The sequence below is a fragment of the Streptomyces sp. NPDC054887 genome, assembly GCF_053610585.1.
Genome location: NZ_JBSGYQ010000038.1, coordinates 34741 through 59754, shown reverse-complemented (window position 1 = coordinate 59754; position 25014 = coordinate 34741). Strand labels below are relative to the sequence as shown.

The window sequence follows — 25014 nt, the reverse complement described above, 5'->3', positions numbered from 1 at the left end:
CGCGGCGACGGGGCGGGCGTGCGCGCCGTGTCTGCGCCGGAGGGGCCGCCGGTGCCCGCAGAAAGGGCGGAGCCGGGGTGTCGCCCGGCGGCGGGCGCGGCGGGGGCGCCCGAGGTCTCGCCGCCTGAAGGCGCGGCGGGAGCGGAGCCCTGGTGCCGCCCGGCAGCGGGCGCGGGGTGCGGCGCGGCGGGCGCGCCCGCCGAGGCTGCGCCGGAGGGCCCGCCGCTGTCAGTGGCAGGGGCGGGACCGGGGGCCGGGGGGCGGGGCGCGGCAGGGGCGCCGGAGGGCCCGCCGTTGCCCGCAGGAAGGGCTGAGCCGGGGTACTGCCCGGCAGCGGGCGCGCGGTGCGGCGCGGCGGGGGCGCCCGCCGAGGCTGCGCCGGAGGGCCCGCCGCTGTCGGTGGCAGGGGCTGACGCGGGACGTGGTGCGGGAACCGGGTGGCGCGGCGCGGCGGGGGCGTCCGCGCGCGGCTCCCCGGAGGGCACGGTGGGAGCGGACCCCGCGCGCAGCACGGCCTGTGGCGCCGGTGCCTGGTGGGTTGGTGCGGCAGGTGCGGTCCGGTCGCCCGCCGGCGGCTGCCGATGTGGGGGCGTCCCGGCCGTGGCGGGCGACGGTCCGTTCCCGGGCTGCGGCTGGTGCCGGCCTGCGGTGGACGCCTGCGTGGGCACGGGCTGCGTGCCCCCGATCGACAAGGGCTGCGATCGCCCCGCGGCGGACGGCTGCCCGGGAGCGGGGCCGGGGCCGTCGGCGGGCGCAGGCCGGTTCCCCGGCTGCGGCTGGTGCGCGCCCGCGGTGGACGCCGGGCGGGGCTGCGGTGCACCGGCGCTCGGCTGAGGCACGGGTGCCGGTGGCGTACCCGGGCCCTGCGGGGAAGCGGACCGGTTCGGGCCGGCGCCCGGCGTGGGTGCGGGCCGGGTCGGAGGCGTCGGCGGCGCAGTGGCGCTCCGTGCGGGCGGGGGCGGTGCCGTGGGGGGAAGGGGGGCGCGGTGTGCCTCGGTGTTCATCCGCCCCCCAGTTCCTGGTCCGCCCCGGCTTGTGCCCCGCGGTGCCCGATCGCCTTTCGGGGCAGGTCCGTTCGAGCCGTCCTCACCGCGTGGGCGTCACTCTACGGGCTGGCGGGGGGCCGACGGGAACCAGTCCCCGGCCTCGCGGCATCTGACCGGATGATCCCCCTACCCAGTGGTAATCCGCTCTGGCAAGCTCTGGCCATGACACCGCGCGCTGCCGACCGGGCCAGGTACGACCGGGCCACCGCCCACCTCGACGCTCCCGTCGCCGTCGTCGATCTGGAGGCCTTCGACGACAACGCCGCCGACCTGGCGCGCCGGGCCGCCGGCAAACCGATCCGGGTGGCGAGCAAGTCCGTACGCTGCCGCGCCCTGCTGGAGCGCGTGCTGGCGCGCGACGGTTTCGCGGGGGTCATGTCGTTCACGCTGGCGGAGTCCCTGTGGCTCGCCCGCTCCGGCTTCGAGGACGTCCTGCTCGCCTATCCGTCGGCGGACCGGGGCGCGTTCCCGGAGCTCGCCGCCGATCCGAAGCTCGCCGCCGCCGTCACCGTGATGGTCGACGACCCGGCGCAGCTGGAACTGATCGACGGGGCGAGGGACGGCGGCCGCGAGGAGATCCGGGTCTGCCTGGAACTGGACACGTCGCTGCGGCTGCTCGGCGGCCGTGTCCGGATAGGGGCGCTGCGCTCGCCGCTGCGGGAGCCGGCGCACCTCGCCGAACTGGCTCGTTCCGTGGCCCGCCGGCCCGGTTTCCGGCTGGTCGGCATCATGGCGTACGAGGGTCACGTCGCCGGGGTCGGCGACGCGGTCGCGGGGCGGCCGCTGCGCTCCCGGATGATCCGGGTCATGCAGGACGCGGCGCGCAAGGAGCTCGCGGCGCGCCGGGCGGCGGTCGTGCGGGCGGTGCGCGCCGTCGCCCCGGACCTGGAGTTCGTCAACGGCGGCGGTACCGGCAGCGTCCAGCACACCGCCGCCGAGGCGGCCGTGACCGAGATCGCGGCGGGCTCGGGGCTCTACCTCCCCCGGCTCTTCGACAACTACTCGTCGTTCACGGGCCGGCCGGCCGCCCTCTTCGCTCAGCCCGTCGTCCGCAGGCCGGGCGTGGGGGTGGTGACGGTCCTCGGCGGCGGCTATCCCGCCTCGGGCGCGGCCGGTCCCGACCGGTCGCCCGTGCCGTACCTGCCGGAGGGGCTGCGTTACGACCCCCAGGAGGGGGCCGGCGAGGTGCAGACGCCGCTGATCGGCTCCGCCGCCGACGATCTGCTGATCGGCGACAAGGTGTGGTTCCGGCACGCGAAGGCCGGGGAGCTGTGCGAGCGGTTCGACCGGCTCCATCTCGTCGAGGGGGGCGGGGGGGGGGCCACGGTGCCTACGTCCGGGGTTTATGGGCGTACAGTCCTGTCGGGAGGGGGGCGGGGCCGGGGGGGCCCCGGCCCCCGGTGCGACCGCTAGAGCGGGGTCACGTACGCGCCCGCGATGCCGCCGTCGACCAGGAAGTCGGTGGCGTTGACGAACGACGAGTCGTCGCTGGCCAGGAACGCCACGGCCGCCGCGATCTCGTCCGCCTCCGCGAAACGGCCGACCGGGATGTGCACCAGCCGGCGCGCCGCCCGCTCCGGGTCGCTGGCGAACAGCTCCCGCAGGAGCGGGGTGTTGACCGGTCCCGGGCAGAGCGCGTTGACCCGGATGCCCTCGCGGGCGAACTGCACGCCCAGCTCGCGGGACATCGCGAGGACGCCGCCCTTGGACGCCGTGTACGAGATCTGCGACGTCGCGGCGCCCATGATCGCGACGAACGACGCGGTGTTGATGATGGAGCCGCGGCCCTGGCGCTGCATGTAGGGGATGGCGGCCTTGCAGCAGAGGTAGACGGAGGTGAGGTTGACGTCCTGGACGCGCTTCCACGCCTCGAGTCCTGTGGTCAGGATCGAGTCGTCCTCGGGCGGCGAGATGCCGGCGTTGTTGAACGCGACGTCGACCGAGCCGTAGGTGTCGTACGCCGTCCTGAAGAGCGCCTCGACCTGCTCGGCGTCGGTGACGTCGACGCGTACGAACGTGCCGCCCACCTCGTCGGCCGCGGCCTTGCCCGCGGTCTCGTCGATGTCGCCGCAGACGATGTGCGCGCCCTCGGAGGCGAGGCGGCGTGCGGCGGCGAGGCCGATGCCGCTGCCGGCGCCGGTGATCACGGCGGTGCGGCCGACGAGCCGGCGGCAGACGGCGGCGCCGGTTCCGGCGCTCTCAACAGTCTCGGTCATGGTCTCAGGCCTCCGTGCTGATGAAGATGTTCTTGGTTTCGGTGAAAGCGGTGAGCGCGTCGGGGCCCAGTTCGCGGCCGAGTCCGGACTGCTTGTAGCCGCCGAAGGGCGTCGAGTAGCGGACGCTGCTGTGCGAGTTGACGGACAGGTTGCCCGCCCGGACCTCCCGGGAGACGCGCAGCGCGCGCCCCACGTCGCGCGTCCATACGGATCCGGACAGTCCGTACTCGGTGGCGTTGGCGAGGCGGACGGCGTCCTGTTCGTCGTCGAAGGGCAGGACCACGGCGACGGGGCCGAAGACCTCCTCCGTCGCGGCGGGCGCGTCCGGGCCGGTGCCCGTGAGGACGGTCGGCGGGAACCAGAAGCCGGGCCCCTCGGGGGCGCTGCCCCGCAGGGCCTGCGCGCCCTCCGGGACGTACGCCCGTACGCGCTCCAGCTGGGTCCTGGAGATCAGGGGGCCCATCTGCGTCTTGTCGTCCGACGGGTCGCCCACGACCACGGCCTCGATCGCCGGGGCGAGCAGCTCCAGGAAGCGGTCGTACACCGTGCGCTGGACGAGGATGCGGGTACGGGCGCAGCAGTCCTGGCCGGAGTTGTCCAGAAAGGACATCGGGGTGGCGGCGGCGGCCGTCTCGATGTCGGCGTCGGCGAAGACGATGTTGGGGCTCTTGCCGCCGAGTTCGAGGGTCACGCGCTTCACGCGGTCCGCGCACTTGGCCATGATCCGCTTGCCGACGCGCGTGGACCCGGTGAAGACGATCTTCGCCACGCCGGGGTGTTCGACCAGCGCGTCGCCCGCCACGTCGCCCGCTCCGGGCAGGACCTGGAAGAGGTGGTCGGGCAGCCCGGCTTCGAGGGCGAGTTCGGCGAGCCGCAGGGCGGTCAGCGGCGTCGTCTCGGCGGGCTTGAGGATGACGGCGTTGCCCGCGGCGAGGGCGGGGGCCGTGCCCCAGGCCGCGATCGGCATGGGGAAGTTCCAGGGCGCGATGACGCCGACGACGCCGAGGGGTTCGAGGAGGGTGACGTCCAGGCCGCCGGCGACCGGGATCTGTCGGCCGTTCAGGCGCTCCACTCCCCCGGCGGCGAAGTCGAGCAGGTCGCGTACGTTGCCCGCCTCCCAGCGCGCGTTGCCCAGGGTGTGGCCGGCCTCGCGGACCTCAAGGCGGGCGAGTTCCTCGATGTGCTCGTCGACCGTGGCGGCGAAGCGCCGCAGCAGGCGGGCGCGGTCGGCGGGGGCGGCGGCGGCCCAGGCCCGCTGCGCGCCGGTGGCCCGTACGACGGCCGCGTCGACGTCCGCGGCGGTGGAGGCCGCGACGGTGGCGACGACCTCTTCGGTGGCCGGATTGAGGATGTGGTGCTCGAAGGACACGGCGTGCCTCACAGTCGTTCGAAGGAGCGGCGCAGCTCCCAGTCGGTCACCGCGGAGTCGAACGCCCTCAGTTCGACCCGCGCCATGTTGCTGTAGTGCGCGACGACTTCGTCGCCGAAGGCGGCCTTGGCGAGGGGGCTGTTCTCCCAGAGCTCGGCGGCCTCGCGCAGCGAGGTGGGGACGTGCGCGTATGCGCCGGTGTAGGCGTTGCCCGCGCACGCCTCGGGGAGTTCGAGCCGGTGCTCGATGCCGTGCAGACCGGCCGCGATCAGGCCGGCGACGGCGAGGTACGGGTTCACGTCGCCGCCGGGGAGCCGGTTCTCGAAGCGCATGGAGCGGCCGTGGCCGACCACGCGCAGCGCGCAGGTGCGGTTGTCGTGGCCCCAGGCGACGGCGGTCGGGGCGAAGGAGCCGGGCTGGAAGCGCTTGTAGGAGTTGATGTTGGGCGCGTAGAGGAGGGAGAAGTCGCGCAGCGCGGCCAGCTGCCCGGCGAGGAAGTGCCGCATGACGGGGGACATCCCGTCGGGGGCGCTTTCGTCCGCCATGACGTTGCGGCCGGCCTCGTCGGCGGACTGGAGCGAGAGGTGGATGTGGCAGGAGTTGCCCTCGCGCTCGTTGTACTTCGCCATGAAGGTGAGCGCGTAGCCCTCCTGGGAGGCGATCTCCTTGGCGCCGGTCTTGTAGACGGCGTGCTGGTCGCAGGTGACGAGGGCCTCGTCATACTTGAAGACGATCTCGTGCTGGCCCGGATTGCACTCGCCCTTGGCCGACTCGACGGTCAGGCCCGCCGCGGTCATCTCGTTGCGGATGCGGCGCAGGAGGGGTTCGACGCGGCCGGTGCCGAGGACCGAGTAGTCGATGTTGTACTGGTTGGCGGGGACGAGGTCCTTGTAGCCGCGGTCCCACGCCTCCTCGTAGCTGTCCTTGAAGACGATGAACTCGAGTTCGGTGCCGACGTGCGCCGTATAGCCGTGCTCGGCGAGTCGCTCCAGCTGGCGGCGCAGGATCTGGCGGGGCGCGGCGACGACGGGTGAGCCGTCGTTCCAGGCCAGGTCGGCGACGAGCAGGGCGGTTCCGTCGTTCCAGGGCACGCGGCGCAGGGTGGAGAGGTCGGCGTGCATGGCGAAGTCGCCGTAGCCGCGGTCCCAGGAGGACATCTCGTAGCCGTCGACGGTGTTCATCTCGGTGTCGACGGCGAGAAGGTAGTTGCAGCCCTCGGTGCCGTGGTCCAGTACGTCGTCGAGGAAGAACTGGGCGGCGAACCGCTTGCCCTGGAGGCGGCCCTGCATGTCGGGGAAGGCCAGGACGACTGTGTCGATCTCACCGCTCGCCACGAGGGCGCGGAGCTCCTCGAGAGCGAGCGGGGGTGTGCGGTCTGCCACGGAAACTTCCTCCTTCGGTCAGCCGGAAGCCATAAGGTATTGCTGAAGACCATTGCTTGGGAAGGGGAAACCGCAACGTGGCGAGCGAAAACGATTCGGCGGACCGCCTGACGCCCGTGCTGCGGCCGGTGCGGGCGGGGAACGGGTTCGAGGAGGCGCTGGAGCAGATCCTCCAGGTCCTGCGCCTCGGTCTGGTGCCCGTCGGGGAGCGGCTGCCCGCCGAACGCGAGCTCGCGGACCGCCTGCGGATCAGCCGGGTCACCCTGCGCGAGGTCCTGAAGGTGCTTCAGGACCAGGGGCTCGTGGAGAGCCGGCGCGGCCGGTACGGCGGCACGTTCGTGCTGCCGCGCCCGGACGCCTCCGGGCAGGACGAGCTGCGCCGGCGCGTGGCGGCCGTCGACGTGGAGGACGCGCTGCGCTTCCGCGAGGTGCTGGAGGTGGGCGCGGCCGGGCTGTGCGCGGCGTACGGGCTCGGCGAGGACGGCGAGCGGCGGCTGCGGGCGGCGCTCGCCGCGACGCACGACGCGCCCCTCGCGGACTACCGCAGGCTGGACACCCTGCTGCACCTGACGCTGGCGGAGCTGTCCGGTTCGCCGACGCTGACCGCGCAGTACGCCGCCGTTCGGGCCACCGTGAACGGGCTGCTCGACTGCATCCCGCTGCTCGTACGCAACCTGGAGCACTCCCAGCAGCAGCACACCGCGCTCGTGGAGGCGGTGCTCGACGGCGACGCGGACGGGGCGCGCGAGGTGATGCGCGAGCACTGCTCGGGTACGGCCGCGCTGCTGCGGGGCTTTCTCATGTGACGCCTCGCGCGACCTCGGGGCGTGCACGCGCCGGGGCGACGGGGGTCCGGGGCGTGCGCACGGGCGACGGGGATCCGGGGGCGTGCGCGCGCCGACCGGTGCGGATCGGCGGGTGCGGATCGGGGAGTGCGGGCGCCGGGCGATGCGGATCCGTAACAGCGGCTTGACGCCAGGGGTCTTGCGCCGGGACCGGCCGAACCACAAAGGTATGGCCACCCACCATTGACCCGAGGCAGGAGCGGCTCATGGCCGACAGCACCGACTCGCGCACCCCACCCCCGGCCGCGGCGCCGGCCTCCCCCGACGCCGGCAGCGGCTACCTCCAGCGGCGCACCCTGCGCCGGGGCAGCGCCGGATGGCTGCTGCTCACCGGACTCGGCGTCGCGTACGTCGTCTCCGGGGACTTCTCCGGCTGGAATATCGGCCTCGCCGAAGGCGGCTTCGGCGGCCTGGCGATCGCCACCCTCCTGATGGGCGTGATGTACGCCTGCCTGGTCTTCTCCCTGGCCGAACTGTCCGCCGTCCTGCCCACGGCCGGCGGCGGCTACGGCTTCGCCCGCCGCGCGCTCGGCACCTGGGGCGGCTTCCTCACCGGCACCGCCATCCTCATCGAGTACATCCTGGCTCCCGCGGCGATCTCGATCTTCATCGGCCAGTACGTCGAGTCGCTGAACCTCTTTGGGCTCACCGCCGGGTGGCCCGTCTACCTCGCCTGCTTCGCGGTCTTCATCGGGATCCACCTGTGGGGCGTCGGCGAGGCGCTGCGTTTCAGCCTGGTGGTGACGGCCGTCGCCGTGGCCGCGCTGCTGATCTTCGCTGTGGGCGCGTTCACCGAGTTCAGCGCCGACGGGCTCAACGACATCCCGGTCGACGAGGGGGCGTTCGGGGCGAACTCCTGGCTGCCGTTCGGACTGCTGGGGATCTGGGCCGCGTTCCCGTTCGGCATGTGGTTCTTCCTCGGCGTCGAGGGTGTTCCGCTGGCCGCAGAGGAGGCCAAGGACCCGGTGCGTTCCATGCCGCGCGCCCTGGCCATCTCCATGGCCGTGCTCGCGCTGCTCGCGCTGATCACCTTCTTCGCGGCCACCGGCGCGCGCGGTGCAGCCGCCGTCCAGGACGCGGGCAACCCGCTGGTCGTGGCGCTCCAGGGCGACGGCGACCCGACCGCGCTCAGCCGATTCGTCAACTACGCCGGTCTCGCGGGCCTGGTCGCCTCGTTCTTCTCACTCATCTACGCCGGATCGCGGCAGCTCTTCGCGCTCTCCCGGGCCGGCTACCTGCCCCGCTTCCTGTCGCTGACGAGCCGCCGCAAGGCCCCGTACCTCGGGCTGCTCATCCCCGGCGCGATCGGCTTCGCGCTGGCGGCGGGGACCGGTGACGGGGCCCGGATGCTGAACATCGCGGTCTTCGGCGCCACCATCTCGTACGCCCTGATGGCCCTCTCCCACATCGTGCTGCGCCGCCGCGAGCCCGGCCTGCACCGGCCGTACCGCACGCCGGGCGGCGTCCTCACCTCGTCCGTGGCCTTCGTGCTGGCGCTGTCCGCGCTGGTGGCCACGTTCCTGGTGGACAAGGAAGCGGCGTTCATCGCACTCGTCGTGTACGGCGTCGCCCTCGCCTACTTCGCGTTCTACAGTCGGCACCGGCTCGTCGCCACGGCGCCCGAGGAGGAGTTCGCCGCCCTGGCGGAGGCCGAGGCGGAACTCGAACGCGGCTGACCGGCCGACGCGCCGCCGCCCGTCCCTGGGCAACACACCCCACACCGTCCGGAGGATCCGTGTCCAAGCCGCTCATCGGCATCAGCACCTACCTGGAGCCCGCGCGCTGGGGGGTGTGGGACATGCCCGCCGCCCTGCTCCCGGCCGGGTATCCGCGTCTCGTGCAGGCGGCGGGAGGTCTCGCGGCGATGGTCCCGCCCGACGCGCCGTCGTGTGCCGAGGCGGTGGTGGCGCGCCTCGACGGCCTCGTCGTCGCGGGCGGCGCGGACGTCGAGCCCGTGCGGTACGGAGCCGAGCCGGACCCGCGCACCGGGCCGCCGGCCCGGGAGCGCGACGCCTGGGAACTGGCGCTGATCGACGCCGCACTGGCGTCCGGTACGCCACTGCTCGGCATCTGCCGGGGCATGCAGTTGCTGAACGTGGCGCGCGGCGGCACGCTCGTCCAGCACCTGGACGGCCACACCGGCGGCCCCGGCGTCTTCGGGCGGCACACGGTACGGCCTGTGCCGGGCACGCGTTACGCCTCGGCCGTGCCGCGGGAGACCGGCGTACCCACGTACCACCACCAGGCCGCCGACCGGATCGGTGACGGCCTGGTGGTGTCGGCGTACGCCGAGGACGGGACGCCCGAGGCGCTCGAACTGCCCGGCGCGCAGTGGGTGCTGGGCGTGCAGTGGCACCCGGAGGCCGGTGAGGACGTGCGGGTGATGGAGGCGCTGGTGACGGCTGCCGCCCTCGGCCGGTCGCCGCTGCGGGGGCGGGAGGTACAGGTCTGACGGAGGCGGCGGGGCGGCCCGCCGTGCTCCGGAGTCCGGCGCTCCCCGGGGGCGGCGGCGCGGGGCGGGCGGCGGGGGCTGTGACCCTGCCGCCCGCCTTCCCGTTCGCGCGCCGGCTTCCACCGTGGACGCGCCTTCGTGGCGTGGACGGGGCAGCGGCGTGATGCGGGGCGGTCGTTCGGACAGCCGCGGGCCGTCGTTCGGACAGCCGCGAGGCCGGGGCGGACGCCCACTTGCCGGGAGCCGTCGTTCCGTCGGCCACGCGCTTCCTCGCGCGCGTGCGGGCAGGTCCGCGTCGCGTCGCCGCGCGGAGCCGGGTGCCGTGGCCGCCACCGGCTCCGCATCCGACACGACGTCAGATGCGGCCCGCCAGCAGGCGCGTGACCGGCCCGAGGGACCGCTGTTCGGCCTTGCGGCCCGCCACGTACGAGGCCGCTCCGATCGCCACCGCGCCCGCGCCCGCACCGGCGACGACGGCCTTGCGGGCGTTGAGCAGCATCCAGGCGGTGGACGCCGTCGACGCGACCTTGCCGGCCGCCGACCCGATGGCCTGACGGCTCGCCTCGACTCCCTTGAGGCCGGCGGCCTTCGCGGAACCGGCCATGTCGGCCGCCTTCGCGGTGGTGTCTGAGGCGGCGGACTTCGCCGTGTCCGCGGCCTTGCCGGTGGTGCCGGAGGCGGCGGACTTGGCGGTGCCGGCCGCGTTCGCGGCCTTGCCGGTGGCGCCGTTCGCGGCGCGCGTCGCTGTGCCGTTGGCCTTGGTCCTGGTGTTCTTGTCCTGTTCAGTCATGCTCTTCGGGTATCCGTTCGAAGCCGTGACAAACAGTCAAGCCGATTTCGGGGCGGGACGCGTCAGCCCCAGCAGGTCACGGGCGGGCCCGGTCGGCTTCGGCCCGGTCGGCCAGACCGCGCGCAGATCGCGGCCCATCCGTACGCCCTCGACCGGTACTTCGACCAGACGGCGGGAGGCCAGCTCCTCCCGTACGGCGAGTTCGCTGAGCACGCTCGGCCCGGCGCCGCTGACGGCCGCCGCCTTCACGGCCGTGGTGGAGGCGAGTTCGAGAAGGGGTACGGCCAGCCCTCCGTATCCGGCGAGGGCCGCGTCCAGGACCTGGCGGGTACCGGAGCCCTTCTCCCGCAGGATGAGCGAGGCCTCGGCCAGTTCCCGGGCGGCCACCGGGCGGCGCCTGCGGGCCCAGGGGTGCTCCTTGGCGGCGACCACCACGAGCCGATCGTGTCCGATGACGACCCCGTCGAGCCCGTCGGGCACCGAAAGGCCCTCCACGAAGCCGAGATCGGCCTCGCCGGACAGCAGGCGCTGCGCGACGGCCGAGGAGTTGCCCGCGAGCAGCGAGACCGCCGTGCCCGGGCGCTGTCCGTGCAGTGCGATCAGCCAGCCGGGCAGCAGGTACTCGGCGATCGTCATACTGGCCGCGACGCGCAGCCGCGAGTCCCGCCGCCCGCGCAGCGCCTGCGCCCCCGCGTCGAACGCCTCGGCCGCCTCCACGACCCGCCTCGCCCAGTCGGTGACGAGCGAGCCCGCCTCCGTGAGACGGGAGCCGCGCGGCGAACGGTCGACGAGGGCGACGCCGAGCTGGCGTTCCATGGAGCGGATGCGGCTGCTCGCGGCGGGCTGGCTGATCCCCAGCTCCCGCGCCGCCCGCCCCAGGCTGCCGAGCCGGGCCACACCGAGCAGCAGCTCCATCGCGCCCAGGTCGGGCACCCGGTGGGCGAGCGGAGCCCGGTCGCCGGAGGCGGGGCCGGGTTCGTCGCCGGCACCCGGCCGGTGACCGGTTCCGGACTGCGGACCGCGCTCGTGACCCGGATCATGGATGCTCATAACGTCAGTTTATGACCTCATACACCTCCCGTCCCTGGCGGGGACCTCTTCGTACGTCCACCGTGGCCGTATGGCCACCTACGCGCAGCCGCATCCGCTCGTCGCCTCCCCTCGCCTGCCCGCGCTGCGCCACCTCGGCCCCAACTGGTACGCCGCCGTCATGGGCACCGCCATCGTGGCCAACGCGGGCGCTGCCCTGCCCTTCACCGTCCCCGGCGCGCGCCCGGCGCTCACCGGTGTCTGGGCGCTGTCCGCGGTGCTGCTCGGCGCTCTGCTGCTCGCGCGCGCCGGCCACTGGGCGTACCACCGCGACCAGGCGGGCGCGCACCTGCTCGACCCGGCGGTCGCCCCCTTCTACGGCTGCCTGGCCATGGCACTCCTCGCGGTCGGCGGCGCCACCGTGACGCTGGGCGCGGACGCCGTCGGCGGGGAGGCGGCCCTCGCCGCCGGCGCGGTGCTGTGGTGCCTGGGGACGGCCGTGGGTCTGACCGCCGCCGTCGCGATCCCGTACCTGATGGTGGTGCGCCACCGGGTCGAGCCCGGCAGCGCGTCGCCCGTGTGGCTGCTCCCGGTGGTCGCGCCGATGGTCTCGGCGGCGCTGGGACCGCAGCTCGTGCCCCACCTGCCCGCGGGCCAGTGGCGGGAGGCCATGCTGCTCGGCTGCCTCGCCCTGTTCGGTCTCAGCCTGCTCGCCACCCTGGTGATGCTGCCGCTGATATTCGGCCGGCTCGTCCACGGCGGGCCGCTGCCGCTCGCGCTGACCCCGGCCCTGTTCCTCGTCCTCGGGCCGCTCGGCCAGTCGACCACCGCCGTCAACGCCCTCGCGGACGTGGCCCCGGGCGCGAGCGGAGCGCCGTACGCCGACGCGTTCGGCACGTTCGCGGTGCTCTACGGCGTGCCCGTGATGGGTTTCGCGCTGCTGTGGCTGGCGCTCGCGGCGGCGATGGTCGTGCGGGCCGCGCGCGGCGGCATGCCGTTCGCCATGACGTGGTGGGCGTTCACCTTCCCCGTCGGCACCTGCGTGACGGGCGCCGCCGGGCTCGCGCGTCATACCGGGCTCGACGCCTTCGGCTGGCTGGCGGCGGCCCTCTACGCGGCGCTGGTGCTCGCGTGGGCGGTGGCGGGCGTACGGACACTGCGCGGCCTGGTCAGCGGAGCGCTGCTCGCAGCACCCGGGGCGCCTCGGCCAGGGACGGCCCGTACCAGGTGAGGTGGCGCCCGCTGACGAGCGCGGCGCGCAGCCCGGGGAACGCCTCGGGGCCGTCGTCGGCGGTGAAGCGGTATGGCTCGTCGGGCAGTACGACGAGGTCCGCCCCGGCGGCGCGCAGGGTGTCCAGGGGGACGCGCGGGTAGCGCTCGGGATGGGCGGCGTAGAGGTGGTCGACGCCGAGCCGGGCCAGCAGGTCACCGGCGAAGGTGTCGCGGCCGAGGACCATCCACGGTCTGCGCCAGATCGGCACGACCGCTTTCAGCCGGGGGCCGGGGGGCCGAAGGCCGCTCCACGCCTCCTCGGCCGCGTCGAGCCAGCCGGGCCGGGTGCGCAGTCCGCAGCCGTCGAGCAGGACCCGCTCCAGTTCGGCGAGCGCCTCGGGCAGGTCGCGGATCACGGTGACCAGGACGGTGAGGCCGGCCTCGCGGAGGGCGGCGATGTCGGGTGCGCGGTTCTCCTCCTCGTTGGCGATCACCAGGTCCGGGCGCAGCCGTACGACCGCCCCGACGTCCGGGTTCTTGGTTCCGCCGACGCGGACGACGTCGAGGTCCGCCGGGTGGGCGCACCAGTCGGTGGCCCCGACGAGCAGGCCCGGCGCACTGACGGCGACGGCCTCGGTGAGGGACGGGACGAGGGAGACGACGCGCACGGCGGCCGGGCGCCCGTCAGCCGTCGTGGCCGGCGTCGTCGCCGTCGGCGCCCGGCCCGGTCTCGCGGTCGTCGTCGTGCCCGACGGTTCCCGCCGCCGCGACGACGAGGATCCGGGTGCCCTCCTCGGTGGCGCGCCACCGGTGCCGTACGCCGCCGGACAGGAACAGCGTGTCGCCGCGCTCCAGGCGGTACGCGCGACCCTCCGCCTCCACCTCGGCGGCGCCGTCGGCGATGTACATCAGCTCGTCGCCGTGGTGCTGGAACTCGCGTCCGGTGTCCTGCTCCCCGGTGTACTCGGTGGCCCGCAGCTGGTGCCGGCCGCGCACCACGCAGCGCACGGCCTCGCCGCCCGGCGCGCCGTCGTAGCGCCCGGCCCGTACGACGTCGACCGTACGGCCCGAGTCCGCGGCGGCGATCAGCTCGGCCGCGGAGGTCTCCAGCGCCTTGGCCACCCGCTCCAGGGAGCGGGTGCTCGGTCTCGCCCGTTCGTTCTCGATCTGGCTGAGGAACGGCACCGAGAGCCCGCTGCGCGCCGCGACGGTGGCCAGGGTGAGGGCCAGGGACTTGCGGCGCCTCCGGACGGCCGTGCCGACCCGAAGAGTTTCCTTGTCGTCCATCGCTCCGGCTCCCTCCCTGTCTCGTGGTCGTCAACGCTGAGTGCAGCCTACGCAGCTTCGCTCGTCGGTTTCGTACATACGTCAGGGATGACCCCCCTGTCCAGGACAGCACCGAGGCGCGGGCCCCGCCACAAGACGAGGCCCGCCCCTCCGCGGCCTGCTGTGATGCTCCCCCGGCGCTCTCCCGGGGCCCTCTGCGTGCCGGCACCCCGGGACGCCCCTTGCCGCCGGTGATGACCTGGTGGGTCCGCTCCGGGGCCGCGCCTGCCGTTAGATGTAGTGGACAAACATCGGAGTGGTCCACTGCGCCCGGCGGCCGTCACGGCGGCGTGCGGCGCCGGGCGTGCGGCATGATCGGGGGGTGACGCGACGCCTGATGCTCCTCGACACCGCCTCCCTCTACTTCCGCGCGTACTTCGGGGTCCCGGACTCCGTGCGCGCCCCGGACGGCACGCCCGTCAACGCCGTACGCGGCCTGATCGACTTCATCACCCGGCTCGTTCAGGACCACCACCCCGACGACCTCGTCGCCTGCATGGACGCCGACTGGCGGCCGCACTGGCGGGTGGAGCTGATCCCGTCGTACAAGGCGCACCGGGTCGCGGAGGAGACGGTCACCGGCCCCGACGAGGAGGAGATCCCGGACACGCTCTCGCCGCAGGTGCCCGTCATCGAGGACGTGCTCGACGCGCTGGGGATCGCCCGGGTGGGCGTCGAGCCCTACGAGGCGGACGACGTGATCGGGACGCTCGCGGGGCGGGCCACCGGCCCCGTCGACATCGTCACCGGCGACCGCGACCTCTACCAGCTCGTCGACGACGCCCGCGGGATCCGGGTGCTGTACCCGCTGAAGGGGGTCGGCACGCTCCAGGTCACCGACGAGGCGTGGCTCCGCGAGAAGTACGCCGTGAACGGTCCCGGGTACGTCGATCTGGCGCTCCTGCGCGGCGACCCGAGCGACGGGCTTCCGGGCGTTCCCGGCATCGGCGAGAAGACGGCCGCGAAGCTCATCGCCGCGTACGGCGACCTGGCCGGGATCATGGCGGCCGTCGCCGACCCCGTATCCGGGCTGACGCCCTCGCAGCGCAAGCGGCTCGACGAGGCACGGGACTACGTCGCCGTCGCGCCCACGGTGGTCCGCGTCGCCTCCGACGTACCGCTGCCCGACTTCGACCCGGCGCTGCCCACCGAGCCGCGCGATCCCGCCGCGCTCGACGCGCTCGCGGTGCGGTGGGGGCTCGGCGGGCCGCTGGAGCGGCTGTTGACGACACTGCGCCGCGAGGGCTGCTAACTTAGGTAAGCCTAAGCACGCATCGAGCGACAGCAGGGAGAGCGCCGTGGCAGAACGACCGGCCCGCAGGACACCGCAGGCCCGCGAGGCCGAGGTCGTGCGCACCGAGCGGCTCACGCCGCACATGGTGCGCGTCGTCCTCGGCGGTGAAGGGCTGGCCGGTTTCGCGGCCGACGAGTTCACCGACCACTACATCAAGGTGCTGTTCCCACCGGCCGGCGTGACGTACCCGGAGCCCTTCGACATGGCCCGGATCCGCGAGGAACTCCCGGCCGAGCAGTGGCCGGTGACCCGGACGTACACGGTACGGGCCTGGGACGCCGTGCACCGGGAGCTGACGGTCGACTTCGTGGTGCACGGCGACGAGGGCCTCGCCGGCCCGTGGGCGGCGGCCGTACGGCCCGGTGAGCGGGTGCGCTTCCTCGGCCCCGGCGGCGGCTACGCGCCGGACCCGGCCGCAGACTGGCATCTGCTCGTGGGCGACGAGAGCGCGCTGCCCGCAATCGCCGCCTCGCTGGAACGGATGCCGGCGGGGGCCGTGGGGCACGCCTTCGTCGAGGTGGCGGGTCCCGAGGAGCAGCAGAAGATCGCCACGCCCGACGGGGTCGAGGTGACCTGGCTGCACCGCGGCGGCGACCCGGTGGGCCGGGCGCTGATCGCGGCGGTGCGCGGTCTCGACTTCCCGGCCGGTGACGTGCACGCCTTCGTCCACGGCGAGGCCGGCTTCGTGAAGGACCTCCGCCGCCACCTGCGCATGGAGCGCGGCATCCCGCGCGAGCGGCTCTCCGTCTCCGGGTACTGGCGTCTCGGTCAGGACGACGACGCGTGGCGCGCGGTCAAGCGCGAGTGGAACGAGCAGGTCGAGCGGGAGCAGGAGTCCGCGGCCTGACCACCGGCTCCCTCACCCCCTCCTCACGGCCCCCGCCCACGTCGGCGGGGGCCGTGGCGTTCTCGTACGCACGCCCCGGTCCCGCGCGGCGGACGACGGACGACCCGCCCCGGTGGAACGATCTTCGATGAGGACCAATCCGGGCGGCCCGCGGCTCCGAATGCGGGGTGAAGCCCGGTTCGGGCCTCGCCGGTCCGCACCGTGGAGGAAAGCCGCGTGAACGAAGTCGTACACATCGGGGGCATCGCCTCGATGCCGCCCGATCTCCAGGAACTGCTCGGGCGGGTGGCCCGCGGGGACCGTGACGCCTTCAGCCAGGTCTACGACGCGGTCTGCGGACCCGTCCTGGGTCTGGTGCGCGCGGTGCTGCGCGACCCGGCCCAGTCCGAGGAGGTCGCCCAGGAGGTGCTGATCGAGGTCTGGCGGGGCGCCGCGCGCTTCCAGCCGTCCCGCGGATCGGCCATGACCTGGGTGCTTACGCTGGCTCACCGCCGGGCGGTCGACCGCGTGCGCTCGGCGCAGGCGTCGTCGGACCGTGAGCGCAAGGCGGCGCTGCTGGAGCAGACGCCCGCCTTCGACGAGGTGACCGAGGAGGTGGAGAGCCGTCTCGAACGCGAGCAGGTACGGCGCTGCCTGCGCACCCTCACCGAACTCCAGCGGCAGTCGGTGACGCTCGCCTACTACCGCGGACTGGCCTACCGCGAGGTGGCCGAACTGCTCGCCGTACCGCTCGGCACGGTCAAGACACGCCTGCGCGACGGACTCATCCGGCTGCGCGACTGCCTGGGGGTGGGCGCATGAACACGGCCGAACTGCACACGCTGACCGGTGCTTACGCACTGCACGCGCTGAGCGCCGGGGAGCGCGCGGAGTTCGAACGGCACCTGGAGGACTGCGCGCCCTGCGCCCAGGAGGTCCGCGAACTCACCGCCACCGCCGCCCGGCTGGGCCTCGCGGTGACGATGACGCCGTCCGCCGCGCTCAAGGAGCAGGTGATGCGGCGGATCACCACGGAGCGCCAGGACCCGCCCAAGGTGCAGCAGCCCGCCCCCGTCGCCACCGCCCGCGGCCGGCGACGGGTCCTGCCGCGCCTTGTCCTCGCCGCCTGCCTCGCGGCGGCCACCGCCTTCGGCGGGGTCGCGGTCTGGCAGAACCAGGAGGCGCGCGACGCCCGCCAGCAGGCGCAGCGGTCCGAGCAGCGCTCCGAGGCACTGGCCTCGGTGCTCGCCGCTCCGGACGCCAAGCTCACCACGGGGAAGCTGACGGACGGGGCGACCGGCACGGTCGTCGTCTCGCGCGACCGGAACCGGGCGGTCTTCCTGGCCTCCGGGATGCCGGAACCGCCCAGCGGCAAGGTGTACCAGCTGTGGTTCGACGACGGCGGCACGATGCGCTCCGCCGGGCTGATGGACCGGTCGGCGCTCGCCGGGCCGGCGGCCGCGGTGCTGATGGAGGGCCCGGTCGACTCGGCCGAGGGCATGGGCATCACGGTGGAACCGGCGGGCGGCTCACCGCGCCCCACGACCACTCCCCTGGCGTTGATGAACTTCGCGGACGCCTGACCGACGGGCGCCTGACCGACAGGCGCCGGCCCGGCACGCGCCGCGCACGAGCCCGATCGAGCGAAACAGACAAGACAGCCAAGACGCACACACGACAGCAAGAGGACAGATGGAACCGCGTATGAGTGTCGCCGTGGTGCTGTTCACCTCCGATCTGCGGCTCCACGACCAGCCGGTGCTCGGCGCGGCGCTGCGCCGCGCCGACGAGGTGGTGCCCCTGTTCGTCCAGGACAGGGGCGTGACGGAAGCCGGTTTCGGCGCGCCCAACCGGCGTGCCTTCCTGGCCGACTGCCTGGCCGCCCTGGACGCCGGACTGCGGGAGCGGGGCGGGCGGCTGGTGGTCCGCACCGGAGACGTGGTGGAGGAGGTCTGCCGGGTCGTGGCCCGGACGGGGGCCGGCGAGGTGCATGTCGCGGGCGGTGTCAGCGGGTACGCCGCCCACCGGGAGGAACGGCTGCGCACCGCCCTGGAACAGGTGCGGTGCGCGCTGCACGTCCACGACGCTGTCGTGACGGCGGTGGCCCCCGGGCGCGTCACGCCGCAGGGCAAGAACCACTTCGCGGTGTTCACGCCGTTCCTGCGCAAGTGGGAGGCGGTCGGTGTGCGCGACACGGCGCCCGCGCCCCGGTCCGTGCGGGTCCCCGATACGGTCGAGAGCGAGCCCCTGCCGTCCCGCGCCGCCGTCGGAGGAACCTCGCCCGGTCTCGCGAGGGGCGGTGAGCCCGAGGCCCGGAAGCGGCTTCGCGCCTGGCTGGCGGACGGCGTCGAGGCGTACGGCGAACGGCAGGACGACCTCGCCGGCGACGCCACTTCGCGGCTCTCGCCGCACCTGCACTTCGGCTGCCTCTCGGCCGCCGAAACGGTCCACCGCGCGCGGGAGAAGGGGGGACCAGGCGCGGAAGCCTTCGTACGTCAGCTGGCCTGGCGGGACTTCCACTGCCAGGTCCTCGCGGCCCGGCCCGCCGCCTCCTGGACCGACTACCGCGCACGCGGCGACCGGTGGCGCGCGGACGAGCAGGAGATCGCCGCCTGGCGGGAGGGCCGCACGGGCTATCCGCTGGTCGACGCGGCCATGCGCCAGCTGCGGCACGAGGGATGGATGCACAACCGGGGCAGGCTCCTGACGGCGAGCTTCCTGAGCAAGACGCTGTACGTCGACTGGCGGGTGGGCGCGCGGCACTTCCTGAGCCTGCTGGTGGACGGGGACATCGCCAACAACCAGCTCAACTGGCAGTGGGTGGCGGGAACCGGTACCGACACGCGCCCCAACCGGCTGCTCAACCCCCTCGCCCAGGCCAGGCGCTTCGATCCGAAGGGCGACTACGTGCGGCGCTGGGTGCCCGAACTCGCGGGCATCGAGGGCTCGGCCGTGCACCAGCCCTGGACGGTCACGGGAACGCACCGGGCCGCGATCGACTACCCGGACCCCTTGGTGGACCTCGCCGAGGGACGCGCCCGGTTCGAACGGGCGCGGGGCCTGCTGTGAGCCGGGCACGGACCACGGTGCCCGCACCCGCCTGCTCCCCCGCCCTCTTGCTCGATCGCCTGTACGGAGGTTGACCGGATCGGGGGAACGACCAATCCACGGCAGGGACGGCACCGAATAGGGGATGTGAGCGGAGACCGGGAAGCAACGGCGGTACGGGACACGGCGGCTCAGCGCCTGGCCCGACGCCCCGCGGACCTCTCTCGGCCCCTTTCGTACGTATCCCTGCCAAGGAGAACACCATGAAGACCACCCGCTTCCAGCGCGTTGCCGTCGTCGTCGCGGGGGCCGCTCTGCTTCCCCTGTCGCTGACCGCCTGTTCCGGTGACGACGGTGGCGACAGCGGCGCCGCCGGCTCGCCGACCGCGGGTCAGGAGTCCGCCGGGTCCTCCGAGTCCGAGTCCACGACGGGCGACCGGGCGGCGACGACGGACAAGCCGTTCGGCCCCGGGTGCGCCTCGGTTCCGAAGGACGGGGCCGGCAGCTTCGACGGCATGGCGAAGGACCCGGTGGCGACCGCCGCGTCGAACAACCCCGCGCTCTCCACCCTCGTCACCGCGGTGAAGAAGGCCGGCCTGGTCGACACGCTCAACAGCGCCGAGAACATCACGGTGTTCGCACCCACGAACGACGCCTTCGCGAAGATCCCGAAGGCGGACCTCGACAAGGTGCTCAACGACAAGGAGACGCTCACCAAGATCCTGACCTACCACGTGGTGGGCCAGAAGCTCACGCCGAAGCAGCTGGAGAACGGCTCGTTCGAGACGCTCCAGAAGGGCATGCTGACGACCTCGGGCTCCGGCGAGTCGTACAAGGTGAACGACACGTCGAACGTCGTCTGCGGCAACGTCCAGACGTCCAACGCGACCGTCTACATCGTCGACACCGTCCTGATGCCCAAGTAACCAGGGGCCCGACGCCGTGACCGGCCCGGGCGGCCCAGCCGCCCCGGGCCGGTGCCTGCTGCCACCTCTCAGCCGGCCGGGCGGTCGGCGACGCCCGCGATGCGCAGCGCCGCGTCCGCCGTCGCGGCGGCGAACGACTCGGCCGGCCGCTCGGGGTCCGAGCGGTGAATCAGGATGACGCCTTCGATGAGCCCGAAGACCAGGTCCGTACGCAGGGCCAGTTCGTCCGGGCCGAGCTCGCCGCAGACCCCGGTCGCGGCCAGCAGCTGCCCGTAGGCGTTCTTCAGATCGGCCCGCACCCGCCGGAATTCCGCGAACGCCTCCGTCCGCACCTCGGGCAGCAAATACAGCGCGCCTAGGTTGTGCGGACCGCCGCACAGCAGCTCGACGTCGGAGCGGCACAGCTGCCAGAGCCGGTACTCGGCCGAGGCCGTCCCGTCGGAGAGCAACCGGCGGGCCAGCGCCAACGACGGGGCGACGGTGGACTCCAGCAGGCCGGCCAGCAGCTCCTCCTTGCCGGTGACGTAGTGGTACATCGTCGCCTGACGCATCCCCGCGCGCTCGGCGACGGCGCGGGTGGTCGTGGCCGCGTAGCCATGGGTGGTGAACAACTCCGCCGCCGCTTCGAGGAGTTCTTCTCGCGGCGTCAGCCCGTTGTCCGGCCGCTGCCGGGCGCGCGGCCGTCCGACCCGCCCTCCTGTGGTGCTCATGCCGCCGATCGTCGCACACACGCCGGTGGCGGGCCCCGGCGCGCCCCGGCGCGCCCCACGCCGACCGTGCCCCTACCGGGCGCGCACCGTGGCCAGCACCTCCCGGTCCGGCTGGAGAGTGAGCGACGGCACCGGCCGTATCTCCCCGGGGTCGACGTCCAGCTCGAAACGCCGCGCCAGCACCGCCAGCACCAGCACCGCCTCGACCATGGCGAACCGCGCCCCGAGGCACACCCGCGGCCCGCCCCCGAACGGGAACCAGGCGTACTCCGGTATGTCGTCGCCGGTGTCCGGATCCCACCGCTCGGGCCGGAACTTTAGAGGCTCGGGGAACCACCGGGGGTCGCGATGCGTGGCCCACTGACTGCTCCACACCCGCGTCCCCGGCACCAACGGCAGTCCCCCGATCCGCGCCCCTTCCCTGGCCACCCCGGTGAGCAGCCAGATCGTGGGGTAGAGCCGCAGCGTCTCCTTCACCACCGCTTGTGTGTACGTCAGTCGCGCGTAGTCCTCGAAGCCCGGCTCGCGGCCGCCGAGCACCCGGTCCAGCTCGTCGGCGAGGGCCTGCCGCACCCTCGGCTCACGTGCGAGCAGGTACCACGCCCACACCAGCGTGCTGCTGGTGGTCTCGTGGCCGCCGATGTAGAGGGTGACGGTCTCGTCGCGTATCTCCTCGTCCGAGAGCCGCGCCCCCGTCTCGTCCTGCGCGGTGAGCAGCCGGCTCAGCAGGTCGGGACGGTCCCCGTCGCCCCGCCGGTGCCGGGCCACCACGCGGGCCACTTCCGCGTCGATGACTTCCGCCGCCCGCTTGATCCTGGCCCGCCCGCGGGTCGGCACCCAGTCCGGCAGCAGCGCCCCGATGCCGCTGAACTCCGCGCCGATCTCCCGCTGCGCCACGTCCATCGCCCGCCCGATCGCGTCGGCGTCCGCGCCGGTGTCCGCGCCGAAGATGGTGCGGACGGCGATCCGCTGGGTGAGGACGGCCATCTCCCGCTTGATGTCGATGCGTTCGCCGTCGGACCACCTGTCGGCGAGCTCCACGGCGCAGCCCGCCATCGTGGCGGCGTACGAGCGCACCTGCTTGGGCCGTACGGACGGCTGCACCAGTGACCTCTTCCGCCGCCACTCCGGCCCCCGCGCCACCACCACCCCGTTGCCCATCACAGTGCGGAACGCGACGCCGAGCTCCGGCTGGTCGAAGGTCCGCTCCGTCTCCCTCATCAGCTCACCGATGTGCTCGGGATCGGCGAGGAACAGCGACGGCACCGGGCCGAACCGCCAGCGCACCAGGTCGCCCCGGGCCCGCAGCCGTTCGAAGAACGCGAGCGGGTCCTTCCCGAACAGCGGCAGGTTCCCCAGGACCGGCACCCCACGCGGACCCTCCACGGTCATCGCCGCCGCACCCGGCCCCTTGGGCTGTACGCCGGAGGCGGCACCGGTTTCCGTGGTCATGACGGGTCTCCCCTGCTCGGGTGGCGCACACCGTGTCGTGCGCCGCGCATGACTCCATGGAAGCGCAGGGGTCCGACACCGCACCAGCCCTGTGGACAACTCGCAACCAGCCGCCCCACACGCCCCGTTGACCCCGCGCACACCAATGCGCCGCCCCCTCCGGCCTCATTTATGAGGCACGGAACAGGGCGGCGCACCGAAGGAGACAAACCACCGCCGACGAACCGCAGCCGGACGAACTACCGGCCCGTCAGCCCACCGACGAGTAGGCGACCACGCCCCGGAGCACGGCGTCGACCGCCTTGCGCGCGTTCTTCGTGACCGTGCTGCCCTCGGCGGACGACGGCGCCGCCGCCGCGATCTGTCCGAGTACGTCGATGACCTGCTTGCACCACCGGACGAAGTCCCCCGCCGGCATCTCCGCCTCGCGCAGCACCTCGTCGAGCCCCTTGCCGGAGGCCCACATGTACACCGCCCAGGCGAACCCGAGATCGGGCTCGCGCTGACCGACGCCCTCGGCCTGGTTGATCTTGAAGTCCTCCTCCAGGGCGTCCAGCCTGCCCCAGATGCGGACCATCTCGGCCAGCGCCACCTTCGCGGGCCCGGTCGGGACCTTCGGTGCGACGGCGTCGTCCGCCTGCCGCGCCTCGAAGACCAGCGCCGAGACGCAGGCCGCCAGTTCGGCAGGCTTCAGCCCTTCCCACACGCCCTCGCGCAGGCACTCGGACGCCAGCAGGTCCAGCTCGCCGTAGAGCCGGGCGAGCCGCTTGCCGTGTTCGGTGGCCTTGTCGCCTCGCAGGTAGTCGAGCTCGGTCAGCAGGGCGTAGATGCGGTCGAAGGTCCGGGCGATGGTGTTCGTCCGCCCCTCGATGCGCCGCTCCAACTGCTTGGTGTCCCGCTGGAGGCGGTGGTAGCGCTCGGCCCAGCGGGCGTGGTCCTCACGCTCGTCGCAGCCGTGGCACGGGTGCGCGCGCAGCTCGGCGCGCAGCCGCGAGATCTCGCGGTCGTCGGCCGCGGCGGCGCGCTGCTTGCGGTGCCGCTCGGGCGCGATGTGCCCGGCCTTGGTCCGCAGCGCGGAGGCCAGGTCACGCCGCGACTGCGGGCTGCGCGCGTTGAACGACTTCGGAATGCGCATCCGCTCCAGCGCCTCCACCGGCACCGGGAAGTCGATCGAGGCGAGCCGTTTGACCTGCCGCTCGGCGGTCAGCACCAGCGGCCGGGGCCCGTCGTGCTGGTCGAACCCGCGGTGCCCGTTGGCGCGCCCCGCGGGCAGCCCCGGATCGAGCACCAGCGCCAGTCCCGCGAACTTGCCGGTGGGCACGTGGATGACGTCGCCGGGCTTGAGCTTCTCCAGCGACGCAGCCGCCGCCGCCCTTCGCTGCGTGGCGCCCTGCTTGGCCAGCTCGGTCTCGCGCTCCTTGAGCTCGCGGCGCAGCCGCGCGTACTCCTCGAAGTCTCCGAGGTGGCAGGTCATGCCCTCGCGGTACCCCTGGATGCCCTCCTCGTTCCGCTGGACCTGCTTCGAGATCCCGACGACCGACTTGTCGGCCTGGAACTGCGCGAACGACGTCTCCAGCAGCTCGCGCGAGCGGTGCCGCCCGAACTGCTCGACCAGGTTGACCGCCATGTTGTACGACGGCCTGAAGCTGGAGCGCAGCGGGTACGTACGCGTCCCGGCGAGGCCGGCGAGCGCCCCCGGATCCATTCCGCGCTGCCAGAGCACCACCGCGTGGCCCTCGACGTCGATGCCCCGCCGCCCGGCCCGGCCGGTCAGCTGGGTGTACTCGCCGGGGGTGATGTCGGCGTGCTGCTCGCCGTTCCACTTGACGAGCTTCTCCAGCACCACCGAGCGGGCCGGCATGTTGATGCCGAGCGCCAGGGTCTCCGTGGCGAAGACCGCCTTGACGAGCCCTCGTACGAACAGCTCCTCGACGACCTCCTTGAAGGTCGGGAGCATTCCGGCGTGGTGCGCGGCGATGCCCCGCTCCAGACCTTCGAGCCATTCGTAGTACCCGAGGACGTGCAGGTCCTCGCCGGGGATGGAGGCCGTCCGCTCCTCGACGATCTCGCGCACCAGCATGCGCTCGTCCTGGTCGTTGAGCCGCAGGCCCGCGTACAGGCACTGCTGTACGGCGGCCTCGCAGCCGGCCCGGCTGAAGATGAACGTGATCGCGGGCAGCAGGCCCGCGCTGTCGAGCCGCTCGATGACCTCGGGCCTGGCGGGCGTCCAGATGCGGCTGCGCTGCCTGCGCTCCCGCTCCCGGTCCGCCTCCCGCGAGTTCCCCCGGCCGCGCCCGCGGGCGAAGGGGCTGCTGTTCTCCATGCGGGCCATGCGCACCAGGTCGGGGTTGACCTCGCGCCGGCCGCCCCTGCCGTCGTCGGACTCCTCGAAGAGGTCGTACATCTTGCGGCCGGCGAGCACGTGCTGCCACAGCGGCACGGGCCGGTGCTCGGAGACGATCACCTCGGTGTCCCCACGGACGGTGTCCAGCCAGTCGCCGAACTCCTCCGCGTTGGACACGGTGGCGGACAGTGACACCAGCGTCACCGAGTCGGGGAGGTGGATGATCACCTCTTCCCAGACGGCGCCGCGGAACCGGTCGGAGAGGTAGTGCACCTCGTCCATGACCACGTACGCGAGCCCGCGCAGCGCCTGCGAACCGGCGTACAGCATGTTCCGCAGGACCTCGGTGGTCATGACGATCACCGGGGCGTCGGCGTTGACGCTGTTGTCGCCGGTCAGCAGCCCGACCTTGTCGGCGCCGTAGCGCCGCACGAGGTCCTGGAACTTCTGGTTCGACAGCGCCTTGATGGGCGTGGTGTAGAAGCACTTGCGGCCCTCGGCCAGCGCCAGGTGCACCGCGAACTCGCCCACGATGGTCTTGCCCGAACCGGTCGGGGCGGCGACGAGCACGCCCTTCCCGGCCTCCAGGGCTTTGCATGCGTCGACCTGGTACGGGTCCAGATCGAAGTCGTACAGCTCGCGGAAGGGGGCGAGTGCGGTGGCCTGCTCGGCGGCGCGGATCCGGGCAGCGGCGTAACGCTCAGCGGGAGAAAGGTCCTCTGTCATCTTGTCTTCGAGCCTACCCGC

At 73.6% G+C, this 25014-nt stretch carries 21 protein-coding genes; 11 read left to right on the top strand and 10 right to left on the bottom strand.

Going from position 1 to position 25014, the window contains the following annotated elements; translation table 11 throughout:
• The first annotated feature begins 1208 nt into the window (after positions 1-1208).
• Positions 1209-2459: an alanine racemase gene (locus tag ACWGH0_RS21810; RefSeq protein WP_453405854.1), complete on the top strand. Its 1251-nt coding sequence runs from the start codon at positions 1209-1211 to the stop codon at positions 2457-2459.
• Here ACWGH0_RS21810 and ACWGH0_RS21805 read toward each other — a convergent pair.
• Genes ACWGH0_RS21805 through ACWGH0_RS21795 form a run of 3 tightly spaced genes read right to left on the bottom strand, consistent with a single transcriptional unit; the run spans position 2456 to position 6013 of the window.
• Positions 2456-3262 (bottom strand): 3-oxoacyl-ACP reductase, encoded by an 807-nt coding sequence (locus ACWGH0_RS21805; RefSeq protein ID WP_453405853.1) that lies wholly within the window; start codon positions 3260-3262, stop codon positions 2456-2458. The two genes, ACWGH0_RS21810 and ACWGH0_RS21805, sit on opposite strands and share 4 nt — an antisense overlap.
• A gap of 4 nt (positions 3263-3266) precedes the next feature.
• On the bottom strand, positions 3267-4631 hold the full coding sequence (locus tag ACWGH0_RS21800) for an aldehyde dehydrogenase family protein (RefSeq protein WP_453405852.1): 1365 nt from the start codon (positions 4629-4631) through the stop codon (positions 3267-3269).
• An 8-nt stretch (positions 4632-4639) separates the two neighbouring features.
• Positions 4640-6013, bottom strand: a complete 1374-nt coding sequence (locus ACWGH0_RS21795; RefSeq protein ID WP_453405851.1) for a glutamine synthetase family protein — start codon at positions 6011-6013, stop codon at positions 4640-4642.
• Positions 6014-6090: 77 nt separating this feature from the next.
• Here ACWGH0_RS21795 and ACWGH0_RS21790 point away from each other — a divergent pair, with 77 nt between their 5' ends.
• The 3 genes from ACWGH0_RS21790 to ACWGH0_RS21780 all read left to right on the top strand — a co-directional run bounded on the left by ACWGH0_RS21790 (position 6091) and on the right by ACWGH0_RS21780 (position 9310).
• Complete coding sequence (locus ACWGH0_RS21790) at positions 6091-6819, top strand: FadR/GntR family transcriptional regulator (protein WP_453405850.1); 729 nt, start codon at positions 6091-6093, stop codon at positions 6817-6819.
• Between the two features lie 245 nt (positions 6820-7064).
• Positions 7065-8534, top strand: a complete 1470-nt coding sequence (eat, locus tag ACWGH0_RS21785; protein ID WP_453405849.1) for an ethanolamine permease — start codon at positions 7065-7067, stop codon at positions 8532-8534.
• 59 nt (positions 8535-8593) lie between these two features.
• Positions 8594-9310 carry a gamma-glutamyl-gamma-aminobutyrate hydrolase family protein gene (locus tag ACWGH0_RS21780; protein ID WP_453405848.1) on the top strand — a complete coding sequence of 239 codons (717 nt, stop codon included), beginning with the start codon at positions 8594-8596 and terminating at the stop codon, positions 9308-9310.
• 355 nt (positions 9311-9665) lie between these two features.
• Here the strand turns inward: ACWGH0_RS21780 and ACWGH0_RS21775 are convergent, their stop codons facing one another.
• Positions 9666-10100: a hypothetical protein gene (locus tag ACWGH0_RS21775; RefSeq protein ID WP_453405847.1), complete on the bottom strand. Its 435-nt coding sequence runs from the start codon at positions 10098-10100 to the stop codon at positions 9666-9668.
• 36 nt (positions 10101-10136) lie between these two features.
• Entirely contained in the window at positions 10137-11150 is a 1014-nt protein-coding gene (locus ACWGH0_RS21770) for a LysR family transcriptional regulator (protein ID WP_453405846.1), read from the bottom strand.
• Between the two features lie 70 nt (positions 11151-11220).
• On the opposite strand from ACWGH0_RS21770, the gene ACWGH0_RS21765 reads away from it, so the two are divergent.
• Positions 11221-12360: a TDT family transporter gene (locus tag ACWGH0_RS21765; protein WP_453405845.1), complete on the top strand. Its 1140-nt coding sequence runs from the start codon at positions 11221-11223 to the stop codon at positions 12358-12360.
• Here ACWGH0_RS21765 and ACWGH0_RS21760 read toward each other — a convergent pair.
• Together ACWGH0_RS21760 and ACWGH0_RS21755 are read right to left on the bottom strand one after the other, a co-directional pair.
• A complete protein-coding gene (locus tag ACWGH0_RS21760; RefSeq protein ID WP_453405844.1) occupies positions 12299-13009 on the bottom strand; it encodes a helical backbone metal receptor in 711 nt (236 codons plus the stop codon). The two genes, ACWGH0_RS21765 and ACWGH0_RS21760, sit on opposite strands and share 62 nt — an antisense overlap.
• A gap of 16 nt (positions 13010-13025) precedes the next feature.
• Positions 13026-13628, bottom strand: a complete 603-nt coding sequence (locus tag ACWGH0_RS21755; RefSeq protein ID WP_453405843.1) for a helix-turn-helix domain-containing protein — start codon at positions 13626-13628, stop codon at positions 13026-13028.
• Positions 13629-14004: 376 nt separating this feature from the next.
• Here ACWGH0_RS21755 and ACWGH0_RS21750 point away from each other — a divergent pair, with 376 nt between their 5' ends.
• The 6 genes from ACWGH0_RS21750 (at position 14005) to ACWGH0_RS21725 (ending at position 19761) form a co-directional block, all read left to right on the top strand.
• Positions 14005-14919 carry a 5'-3' exonuclease gene (locus ACWGH0_RS21750; protein WP_453405875.1) on the top strand — a complete coding sequence of 305 codons (915 nt, stop codon included), beginning with the start codon at positions 14005-14007 and terminating at the stop codon, positions 14917-14919.
• A gap of 46 nt (positions 14920-14965) precedes the next feature.
• A complete protein-coding gene (locus tag ACWGH0_RS21745; protein WP_453405842.1) occupies positions 14966-15808 on the top strand; it encodes a siderophore-interacting protein in 843 nt (280 codons plus the stop codon).
• A 216-nt stretch (positions 15809-16024) separates the two neighbouring features.
• Positions 16025-16609, top strand: a complete 585-nt coding sequence (locus tag ACWGH0_RS21740) for a sigma-70 family RNA polymerase sigma factor (protein ID WP_453405841.1) — start codon at positions 16025-16027, stop codon at positions 16607-16609.
• Positions 16606-17370, top strand: coding sequence for an anti-sigma factor (locus ACWGH0_RS21735; protein WP_453405840.1), 765 nt, complete (start codon positions 16606-16608; stop codon positions 17368-17370). Before ACWGH0_RS21740 ends, ACWGH0_RS21735 begins: the two co-directional genes overlap by 4 nt.
• 121 nt (positions 17371-17491) lie before the next feature.
• A complete protein-coding gene (locus ACWGH0_RS21730; RefSeq protein ID WP_453405839.1) occupies positions 17492-18856 on the top strand; it encodes a cryptochrome/photolyase family protein in 1365 nt (454 codons plus the stop codon).
• Positions 18857-19098: 242 nt separating this feature from the next.
• A complete protein-coding gene (locus tag ACWGH0_RS21725; protein WP_453405838.1) occupies positions 19099-19761 on the top strand; it encodes a fasciclin domain-containing protein in 663 nt (220 codons plus the stop codon).
• Between the two features lie 68 nt (positions 19762-19829).
• Here the strand turns inward: ACWGH0_RS21725 and ACWGH0_RS21720 are convergent, their stop codons facing one another.
• The 3 genes from ACWGH0_RS21720 to ACWGH0_RS21710 all read right to left on the bottom strand — a co-directional run bounded on the left by ACWGH0_RS21720 (position 19830) and on the right by ACWGH0_RS21710 (position 24993).
• Positions 19830-20471 (bottom strand): TetR/AcrR family transcriptional regulator, encoded by a 642-nt coding sequence (locus ACWGH0_RS21720; RefSeq protein WP_453405837.1) that lies wholly within the window; start codon positions 20469-20471, stop codon positions 19830-19832.
• Between the two features lie 72 nt (positions 20472-20543).
• Complete coding sequence (locus ACWGH0_RS21715) at positions 20544-21863, bottom strand: cytochrome P450 (RefSeq protein ID WP_453405874.1); 1320 nt, start codon at positions 21861-21863, stop codon at positions 20544-20546.
• Between the two features lie 310 nt (positions 21864-22173).
• A complete protein-coding gene (locus tag ACWGH0_RS21710) occupies positions 22174-24993 on the bottom strand; it encodes a DEAD/DEAH box helicase (protein ID WP_453405836.1) in 2820 nt (939 codons plus the stop codon).
• Positions 24994-25014 lie beyond the last annotated feature (21 nt).